Below are 8,803 nucleotides of genomic sequence, written 5' to 3'. Positions count from 1 at the left end.
CTGGACATCCTGGGCCGCGCCGTGCACCTCGGCGGCGACGGATTCCCGCAGCGCCTCGTCTCCACGTTCACCCCGGCGGTGACGTCGGCCGACGGGCCCGCGCACGAGTTGCTCGCGGCGCCGGTCCGGCTGGATCTCGGCCGGGCGGTGGAGCACGGGCCCCTGAGCCTGCACCGGCCGGGCCCGGCGCGCGTCACCTGGTCGGTCCCGGGCACGGCGGACGGCCTGCTGCTGCGCACCGAGGGCGAGTTGGAGGCCGACGGCTTCCTCGTCGTGCGCGCCACGGTCGAGGCCACCGCGGACGTGACTCTGCCCGACGTCACTCTGCGGGTCCCGGTCCGCGAGGACATCGCCCGGTACACGATGGGCCTCGGCCTGACGGGCCGCGCCTGCCCGCGGACGTACGACTGGACGTGGGACACCCCGACCCGCAACCAGGACGCCCTGTGGCTGGGCACGACCCACGCCGGGCTGCAGCTCTCGCTGCGCGACGAGCACTACGACCGCCCGCTCAACACCAACTACTACCGGGAGAAGCCCCTCGTCACCCCCCGGTCCTGGGCGGGTGACGACGGGCTCGGCGGGGTCCGGCTGCGCACGGCGGGCGGGGTGCGCACCGTCACTGCGTACAGCGGTCCCGTACGGCTGGCGGCCGGAGAGTGGCGGACCTTCGAACTGCGGCTGCTGCTCACGCCGTTCAAGCCGATCGATCCGCGGCGCCAGCTGGGCGAGCGGTACTTCCACGCGTACGTCACGCCGCAGGAGGTCGCCGACTACGGGGCGAACGTGGTCAACCTGCACCACGCCACTCCCCCGAACCCGTACATCAACGACCCGCTGCTCGCCGCCGACCGGCTGCACGCCTACACCGAGCAGGCCCACGCCCTCGGCGTCCGCGTGAAGGTCTACGACACGGTCCGCGAACTGACGCGGCACACACCGGAGTTGCCGGTGCTCGCCTCGTTCGGTGACGAGGTCCTGGCCGCCGGTCCGGGCGGCGGGCACGCCTGGCTCCAGGAGCACCTGGGCGCCGACTTCGTGCCCGGCTGGGTCGCGCCGAACGTGCGTGACGTCGCCGTGGTCACCACCGGCGAGTCCCGCTGGCACAACTTCTACGTGGCGGGCATCCGGCGGCTGCGCGAACACCTCGGCGTGGACGGGCTGTACCTCGACGACGTCGCGTACGACCGGGCGACGATGAAGCGGGTCCGCAAGGCCCTCACCGCGTCCGGCGACAGCCCGCCGCTGGTCGACCTGCACTCGTGCAACCAGTACCGCGCACCGGACGGCTTCGCCTCAAGTGCCAACCTGTACGCGGAACTTCTGCCCTACGTCGACCGCCTGTGGCTCGGCGAACTCTTCGACTACGAGGGCACCGACCCGGCGTACTGGCTCGTGGAGATCTCCGGGATCCCGTTCGGCCTGATGGGCGAGATGCTGGAGGGCGGCGGGAACCCGTGGCGCGGGCTCGTGTTCGGGATGACCGCGCGGGCACCAATGACCGACGTGCGCCCGCTGTGGCGGGCCTTCGACGAACTCGGTCTGCCCGAGGCGGAGATGACCGGCTGGTGGGGTGGTGACGCCTCTGTGCGCACGGGGCACGACGAGGTGCTCGCGACCACCTGGCGCGGTGCGGACGGGCGGATGGCCGTGGCGCTCGCGTCCTGGGCGGACGCACCCGTGGAGGGCAGGATCACCGTGCGGGGCCGGGCGGTCGAGGCGTACGCGCCCGCCGTCGAGGGCTTCCAGGAGGAGCGCACGTACCCCGCGGGAGGCCCCGTCCCGCTCGCGCCCGGACGGGGCCTGCTGCTCCGGCTGCGGCCGGCTACTTCGCCATGACGAGGCCGTCCTTCGCGGCGCCGCGGCTGAGGACTACCCGGCGGATCTGGTCACGGATGCCGCCGAGGTCGGCGCCCCGGTCGATCGCGCGGCCCAGGTTCACGACGCGGCCGGAGCCGACGTCGAACCACTCGGGGACGAACTCGGCCTTCGTCACCCGCCAGCGCTGCCCCGCGCGGGCGGGCGGGGCGAAGGTGAAGCGGCCGATCGTGCCCATGTTGCCGCGGGCGTCCTGGGCTTCGTTGTAGTTGATCATCTCGCCGGCGACCTGGTCGCCCATGCCGTAGATGATCCAGGTCCCGTTGACCTTCTCGTACGCCTGCGGGACGTGCGCGTGGGTGCCGAGGATCAGGTCGATGTCGGGGCGGCCGTTCGTGCGCGAGGCCGTGAGCTGCTCGCCGAGGCTCAGCTGCTTCTCGTCCGGCGCGTCCTGCCACTCGGTGCCCCAGTGGATCGAGACGACGACCACGTCGGCGCCCGCCTTGCGGGCGGCCCGGGCGTCGGCCACGATCTGCTGACGGTCGATCAGGTTCACTGCCCAGGGGCGGCCCTTGGGCAGCGGATAGCCGTTCGTGTCGTAGGTGTAGGCGAGCTGGGCGACCTTCGCGCCGCCCGCGCGCAACTGGGCGGGGCCGCGACCCTCGGCGGCCGTGCGGCCCGAGCCCGCGTGTTTGACCCCGGCGCGGTCGAGGGCGCCGAGGGTGCGGCCGATGCCGTCGGCGCCGTCGTCGAGGGTGTGGTTCGAGGCGGTGGAACAGGAGTCGTAGCCGGTGGCCCGCAGGCCGGCGGCGACCTGCGGCGGGGACTTGAACGCCGGGTAGCCGCTGTAGTCGCCGTCGGCGCCGTACACGGTCTCCATGTGGCAGATCGCAAGGTCCGCCTTGGCGACGACCGGCTTGGCGCCGGACAGCATGGGGGCGAAGTCGTAGCCGTCGCCGCCGGCGTCCGTCCGGGCCCTGTCGATGATCGAACTGTGCGGCAGGACGTCCCCCGACGCGGCGAGGGTGAAGCCGCGGGCCACGGCGGGGGCGGGCCTGCCGGTGGCTCCCGTCGGCGACGGCGAACCCGTCGTGCGGGCGGGTCCCTCCTGGGGTGCGGCGCAGCCCGCGCCCAGGGCAATCAAGGCGGCCGTGAGGACCGCCGCTTTCTGCCGCGTCCGACGCGTGCTCCGTGTCATCGACCAGGCTCCCTGGACAGGGTCGGCCTCTCAGCGAGGCCGACTTAAGATTATTTTCGGCTTATGTATCGAGATATAGGTATAGACAGGAGTCAAGGCTCCATACCGGGCACAGCCCTGAACGGGTGTCATGCCGCTGCTCCGGTCGGCCCGTTCACCGCACCGCTCGTCGACGGCTTCGACCGCCTGCCGCAGAGCCGCGCGGGGCCTCTGGGCGGGGGCGGGGCCGTGCGTTGCCATACGCGCATGACGACGGCGCTCACGACACCCACGACACCGGAGGAGGACCTCGCCGAGGTCCAGCGGGAGCACGGCGGTCCGCTGTTCTCGTTCCTGCTGCGCCTGTGCGACGGGGACCGGCAGCGCGCGGAGGACCTGCTCCAGGAGACGTACGTGCGGGCTTGGCAGCACCCGGAGGCGCTCGACTCCTCGTACGAGTCGGTGCGGCCCTGGCTGTTCACCGTCGGCCGGCGTCTGGCGATCGATGCCCGCCGGGCGCGGCTCGCGCGCCCTTCCGAGGTGGGCGACGCGGTCCTGGAGAGCGCGCGGGTGTGCGCCGACCACGCCGAGCGGTCGGCGGCCGCGCTGGACGTACGCGACGCCGTGGCGAAGCTCACTCCGGAACACCGGTCCGTGCTCTTGGAGGTCTACTTCAAAGGCGCGAGTGTGGCGGAGGCCGCACGAGCACTCGGCATCCCCCCGGGTACCGTGAAGTCCCGTGCGTATTACGCGTTGCGCGCGTTACGCACGGTACTTCCGGGTTATGCGCCTGACCTGCGCTGAAACCGGAGGCCAGGTCAAGCATCGGCAAAGCGCCTTGCTCGGGGTGCTGTTTCCTCGGTTGAGTAATCCGCTGTCCTCCCCGGCGAGTTGGGCGGGTGGGGACCGGGGGCCGGCGAAGCGCACGGACCGGAGGAAGGCAGGCAAGGATGTTGCACGAGAGCCAGGACGGTGCCTCAGGCGCCGACGGCGGTGAACTCGTCGTTCCCATGGCGTGGTTGTACGCCGAATACATCGCGGAGGAGTTGCTGCGCACCGGGGATCTGATGCCGCCCACCTCCTTCGAGTTCCGGGCGGGCCGTGACGCGCTCGCCCTCACGATCTTCCTTGCCGACGCGGACGACGAACTGTCCGGCATCCGGGTGGTGTCGCAACTGGAGACCTGGTCGTCCCTGACCGCGTACGACCAGCCGTGGCAGGAGTGGGTGCGGGCCCGCTTCACGGAGCGCGACCGGCAGGCGCTCGACGCCGGGTACCGCCCGCCCGACGTGGAGCTGGCCGCGGCGGCCTGGAGATGGCTGGAGGAGACCGAACTGCTCGCCCCCGACCTCGATGCCGTGACCGTCCCCGACGAGGAGGAGGGGCCGCAGGTGTGGACGCCGGCCTGGCAACTCGGCCTGCCCCTCGGGCATTTGGCCCTTCACCTCTTCTGACGCCGGACGGGGTGGCTGACCGGCGGCGGGCGGACGCCGGGCCGCTCCCGTGGCGCGGCGCGGGGGCGCCTCAGGGTGCGTACACGCCCGCCCGGTACTTCGGGATGCGGATCGTGATCTTCATGCCCGCGCCCGTCCCCGTCTCGATGACCAGGCCGTAGGCGTCGCCGAAGACCTGCCGCAGCCGCTCGTCGACGTTCGACAGGCCGATGCCGTGGGAGGCGCCGCCCTCGCCGCGCAGGACTGCGCGCAGTTCCCCGGGATCCATGCCCACGCCGTCGTCCTCGATGACCACTTCGGCCTCGGCGCCCGCGTCCGTCGCGCCGATGGAGATGCGGCTGCGGGTCACCGCGCCCTCCAGGCCGTGCTTGACCGCGTTCTCCACGAGGGGCTGCAGGCACAGGAACGGGAGCGTCACCGGGAGGACCTCCGGGGCGATCTGCAGGGCGACGGAGAGGCGGTCGCCGAAGCGGGCGCGGACCAGGGCCAAGTACTGGTCGATGGAGTGGAGTTCGTCGGCGAGCGTGGTGAACTCGCCATGCCGGCGGAACGAGTAGCGGGTGAAGTCGGCGAATTCCAGGAGGAGTTCGCGGGCGCGCTCGGGGTCCGTGCGGACGAAGGAGGCGATCGCCGCGAGGGAGTTGAAGATGAAGTGCGGTGATATCTGGGCGCGCAACGCCTTGATCTCGGCCTCGATGAGGCGGGTGCGGGAGCGGTCCAGTTCGGCGAGTTCCAGCTGGACGGAGACCCAGCGGGCCACCTCGTCGGCGGCGCGGGCCAGGACGGCCGACTCGCGGGGCGCGTAGGCGACGACGGCACCCAGGACCCGGCCGTCGGCGACCACCGGGGCGGCCACCGCCCAGCGCAGGGGGCAGTCCACGGTGGTGCATCCGCAGGCGAAGGCGACGGAGCGGCCCGAGGCCAGCACGGGGGCGAGCTGCTCCATGACGTGCGGGGCGTGCGGGTGCTCGGCCGTGCCGTCCCAGGCGAGGATCGCGGACCTGTTGGTGAGGGCGAGGGCGTCCGTGCCCAGCAGCGTGCGCAGACGGCGGACAGACTTGCGGGCCGTGTCCTCGGTGAGGCCCGCGCGCAGGGCCGGGGCCGCGAGGGAGGCCGTGTGCAGGGTTTCGAAGGTGGCGCGCTCCACCGGGGTGCCGACGTCGCTGCGCCCCGCGGGGTGCGCGGTGCGCCGGCCCACGAGGAAGCCGGCCGCGAGGAGGACGGGGCACAGGGCGAGGAGCGTCGCCGTCACGGTGCCGGTCACCGGGGGCTCTCCTTCGCCGTGGTGCCGTGGGGCGCCCTGTGGGTGTGCCGCAGCGCCTCGGGAAGGTGCAGTCGCGTCATCGTGGCCGTGGTGTGCGGGGGTACCGCGTCGGGGGTGGCCAGGGAGACCAGGATCATGGCCAGGAACCCGACCGGGACCGACCAGAGGGCCGGCCAGGCCAGCAGGGTGTGCAGCCAGCCGTCACCGGCCGCCCCCGCGACCGTCGACGTCACCGCGACGAACGCCGAACCGCCGCCCAGAAGGAGCCCCGCGAGCGCGCCGGGCGGGGTGAGGCGCCGCCACCAGATGCCGAGGATCAGCAGCGGGCAGAAGGAGGACGCTGAGACCGCGAAGGCCATGCCGACGGCGTCCGCCACCGGGACGCCGTCCACGAGGAGCGCACCCGCGAGCGGCACGACCACCGCCAGCAGCACCCCGAGCCGGAAGTGGCGTACCCCGCGGGCCGGCAGGACGTCCTGGCTGATCACGCCGGCCACCGCCATCGTCAGCCCGGACGCCGTCGAGAGGAACGCCGCGAAGGCGCCGCCCGCCACCAGGGCGCCGAGCAGATCGCCCGCCACGCCGTCCACGACGCGTCCCGGCAGCAGCAGGACGGTGGCGTCGGCGTCCCGGGTGGCGGTGAGTTCGGGAGCGTACAGGCGCCCCAGCCAGCCGTAGAGCGGCGGCAGCAGGTAGAACACGCCGATCAGGGCCAGCACGACCACCGTCGTGCGGCGGGCGGCGCGGCCGTTCGGGCTCGTGTAGAAGCGGACGACGACGTGCGGCAGACCCATCGTGCCGAGGAACGTCGCGACGATCAGACCGTACGTGGCGTACAGCGGGTGGTCGGCGCGGCTGGTGGCCAGGGGCTGCCCCGCGCCGGCGCCCGTCGCGGGCAGGTCGAAGGACGGGAAGGCGGGCGGGCTGCCGCCGTTCCCGCGCCAGGCCAGGAGGAGGAAGAACGCGGGGACCAGGAGCGCCGTGAGCTTGAGCCAGTACTGGAACGCCTGGACGAAGGTGATCGAGCGCATGCCGCCCGCCGCCACCGCGAGCACGACGACCGCGGCCACCAGCGCGCCGCCGAACCAGCGCGGCGCCCCGGTGAGGATCTGCAACGTCAGGCCCGCGCCCTGGAGTTGGGGCACCAGGTACAGCCAGCCCGCGCCGACGACGAACATGCTGACCACCCGGCGGACCTGACGCGATTCGAGGCGGCCCTCGGCGAAGTCGGGCAGCGTGTACGCGCCCGAGCGGCGCAGCGGAGCCGCCACGAAGACGAGGAGGACGAGGTAGCCCGCGGTGTAGCCGACGGGGTACCAGAGCATGTCCGGGCCGTGGACGAGGAGCAGTCCCGCGATGCCGAGGAAGGAGGCCGCCGAGAGGTACTCGCCGCTGATTGCGGCCGCGTTGAGGCGGGGACCGACGGTGCGCGAGGCGACGTAGAAGTCGGAGGTGGTGCGCGAGATGCGCAGGCCGAAGCCTCCGATGAGGACCGTGGCGAGGACGACGACGGCCACCGCGGGTATCGCGTACGCCTCGTTCACTGCGCCGCGCCGTCGGCGGCGTCCCGGCCGCGGACGAGGTCGGCGAAGTCGCGTTCGTTGCGCTCCGCGCGGCGCACGTACCACCACCCGATGAGAACGAGGAACGGGTAGCAGCCGAAGCCGAGGACGAGCCATTCGACGGCCGCGTTGCGCAGTGCGCCGAAGAACAGCGGCAGGACCGCGACGGGCAGCGCGAGGAAGGCGAACGCGGCGGCCGCCGCGCGCAGTTGGCTGCGCATGAGGGAACGCACGTAGGCGGCGCCGAGCGTCGTCTGCTCGTCGATCTCTCCCTGGGTGCGCGGGCCGGGCAGGCCGGCGGCGCCGTGCGCCGTGCGCGGCTCGCCGGTCACGACCTCGCGGCGTGGATCGGACACGGGCGGAGTGTAGGCGGGCACGGGCCGTCTCAGGAAGGGGCGGGTTCAGGAAGGGGGCTGGTCAGCCACCGGCCCGCCGCATCAGCAACTCGCGTACGCGGCTGGCGTGGCGGCGGCTCACCGCGATCTCGGCGGCGCCGACCCGTACGGTCATCCCGCCGCCGTCCAGGCGGAGTTCGTCGATGCGGTGCAGGGAGACCAGATGGCTGCGGTGGACGCGGACGAAGCCGAGCGGCTGCCAGCGTTCCTCCAGCGTGGTGAGCGGGATGCGGACCAGATGGCTGGCGCCGTCCGCGGTGTGCAGGCGCGCGTAGTCGCCCTGCGCCTCGGCGTAGGTGATGTCGGAGACGGCCACGAGCCGTGTGACGCCGCCGAGTTCGACGGGGATGCGGTCGGCGACGGTGGCCGGCGGCGGGGCGCTGGCCGCGCGTTCGGCGACGCGTCGGACCGCCTCGGCGAGGCGTTCGCGGCGGACCGGTTTGAGGAGGTAGTCGACGGCCTTCAGGTCGAAGGCCTGCACGGCGAAGTCCTCGTGGGCGGTGACGAAGACGACCAGGGGCGGGCGGGCGAACCCGCCGAGCAGTCGGGCCACGTCGAGACCGGTCAGTCCGGCCATCTGGATGTCGAGGAAGAGCACGTCGATCGCGCCGTCGCCGCCCGGCCCCTCCGCCAGGGCGCGGCCGATGCGCCGCAGCGCCTCGTTGGCGTCGGTGGCGCCGTCCGCGCTGTGGACGCGCGGGTCCGCGCGCAGGAGGTAGAGGAGTTCGGCGAGGGCCGGTTCCTCGTCGTCGACGGCCAGTACGCGCAGCATGCGGCGGAGTGTAATCGGGCGCGCTCTTGAGTGAATCGGTCGGCCGGTGCGTACCGGTGGGCGAGAGCGGGAGGAACGCATGAGGTCCCTGGAACGGCATCGCGACGCCGGCGCCTACGCGCTGGGGGTCCTCGACGCGGCGGAACGGTTCCGCTTCGAGGACCATCTTGCGCAGTGCGCGGTGTGCACGGCCCGGCTGCATGAACTCGGCCCGGCCGCAGGCGTGTTGGGCGTCTATGCACGGGCGACGCCGCGGTGCGTCGAGTGGTTCGCGCGGCCCGCGCCGACCCTGGTGGAGCGGACCGTCGACCATCTGGCCGCGCGGCATCGCGCGGCCCGGCGGCGGCTGTGGGCCGCGCTG

The 8,803-nt window shown here is 73.1% G+C and carries 9 protein-coding genes; 4 read left to right on the top strand and 5 right to left on the bottom strand.

Annotated elements, in window-relative coordinates:
- On the top strand, positions 1-1,839 hold a 1,839-nt coding region (locus G3I40_RS29455; RefSeq protein WP_203644985.1), incomplete at its 5' end, for a glycoside hydrolase domain-containing protein.
- On the opposite strand, the gene G3I40_RS29450 is transcribed toward G3I40_RS29455, so the two are convergent.
- Positions 1,826-3,016 (bottom strand): CapA family protein, encoded by a 1,191-nt coding sequence (locus G3I40_RS29450; RefSeq protein WP_164305604.1) that lies wholly within the window; start codon positions 3,014-3,016, stop codon positions 1,826-1,828. The genes G3I40_RS29455 and G3I40_RS29450 overlap by 14 nt on opposite strands.
- 246 nt (positions 3,017-3,262) lie before the next feature.
- Here G3I40_RS29450 and G3I40_RS29445 point away from each other — a divergent pair, with 246 nt between their 5' ends.
- On the top strand, positions 3,263-3,799 hold the full coding sequence (locus tag G3I40_RS29445; protein ID WP_164305602.1) for a sigma-70 family RNA polymerase sigma factor: 537 nt from the start codon (positions 3,263-3,265) through the stop codon (positions 3,797-3,799).
- 146 nt (positions 3,800-3,945) lie between these two features.
- The gene (locus G3I40_RS29440) at positions 3,946-4,449 is read left to right on the top strand and encodes a hypothetical protein (RefSeq protein WP_164305600.1); all 504 of its coding nucleotides are present in this window, start codon (positions 3,946-3,948) and stop codon (positions 4,447-4,449) included.
- A 70-nt stretch (positions 4,450-4,519) separates the two neighbouring features.
- Here G3I40_RS29440 and G3I40_RS29435 read toward each other — a convergent pair whose 3' ends face one another.
- The 4 genes from G3I40_RS29435 to G3I40_RS29420 all read right to left on the bottom strand — a co-directional run bounded on the left by G3I40_RS29435 (position 4,520) and on the right by G3I40_RS29420 (position 8,442).
- The gene (locus G3I40_RS29435) at positions 4,520-5,713 is read right to left on the bottom strand and encodes a histidine kinase (protein WP_164305598.1); all 1,194 of its coding nucleotides are present in this window, start codon (positions 5,711-5,713) and stop codon (positions 4,520-4,522) included.
- A complete protein-coding gene (locus G3I40_RS29430) occupies positions 5,710-7,257 on the bottom strand; it encodes a cation acetate symporter (RefSeq protein WP_164305596.1) in 1,548 nt (515 codons plus the stop codon). The genes G3I40_RS29435 and G3I40_RS29430 overlap by 4 nt, the downstream gene beginning before the upstream one ends.
- Complete coding sequence (locus tag G3I40_RS29425; RefSeq protein ID WP_164305606.1) at positions 7,254-7,607, bottom strand: hypothetical protein; 354 nt, start codon at positions 7,605-7,607, stop codon at positions 7,254-7,256. The genes G3I40_RS29430 and G3I40_RS29425 overlap by 4 nt, the downstream gene beginning before the upstream one ends.
- A gap of 85 nt (positions 7,608-7,692) precedes the next feature.
- Positions 7,693-8,442: a LytTR family DNA-binding domain-containing protein gene (locus G3I40_RS29420; protein WP_164305595.1), complete on the bottom strand. Its 750-nt coding sequence runs from the start codon at positions 8,440-8,442 to the stop codon at positions 7,693-7,695.
- Positions 8,443-8,521: 79 nt separating this feature from the next.
- Here G3I40_RS29420 and G3I40_RS29415 point away from each other — a divergent pair.
- A partial coding sequence (locus G3I40_RS29415; RefSeq protein WP_164305593.1) for a zf-HC2 domain-containing protein occupies positions 8,522-8,803 on the top strand: 282 nt, incomplete at its 3' end.

It is taken from the genome of Streptomyces sp. SID14478, from assembly GCF_010548525.1.
In the GTDB taxonomy this organism is placed as follows: Bacteria; Actinomycetota; Actinomycetes; order Streptomycetales; family Streptomycetaceae; genus Streptomyces.
The sequence above is the reverse complement of the archived record's forward strand: the minus strand, read 5'-3'. Positions and strand labels throughout refer to the sequence as shown.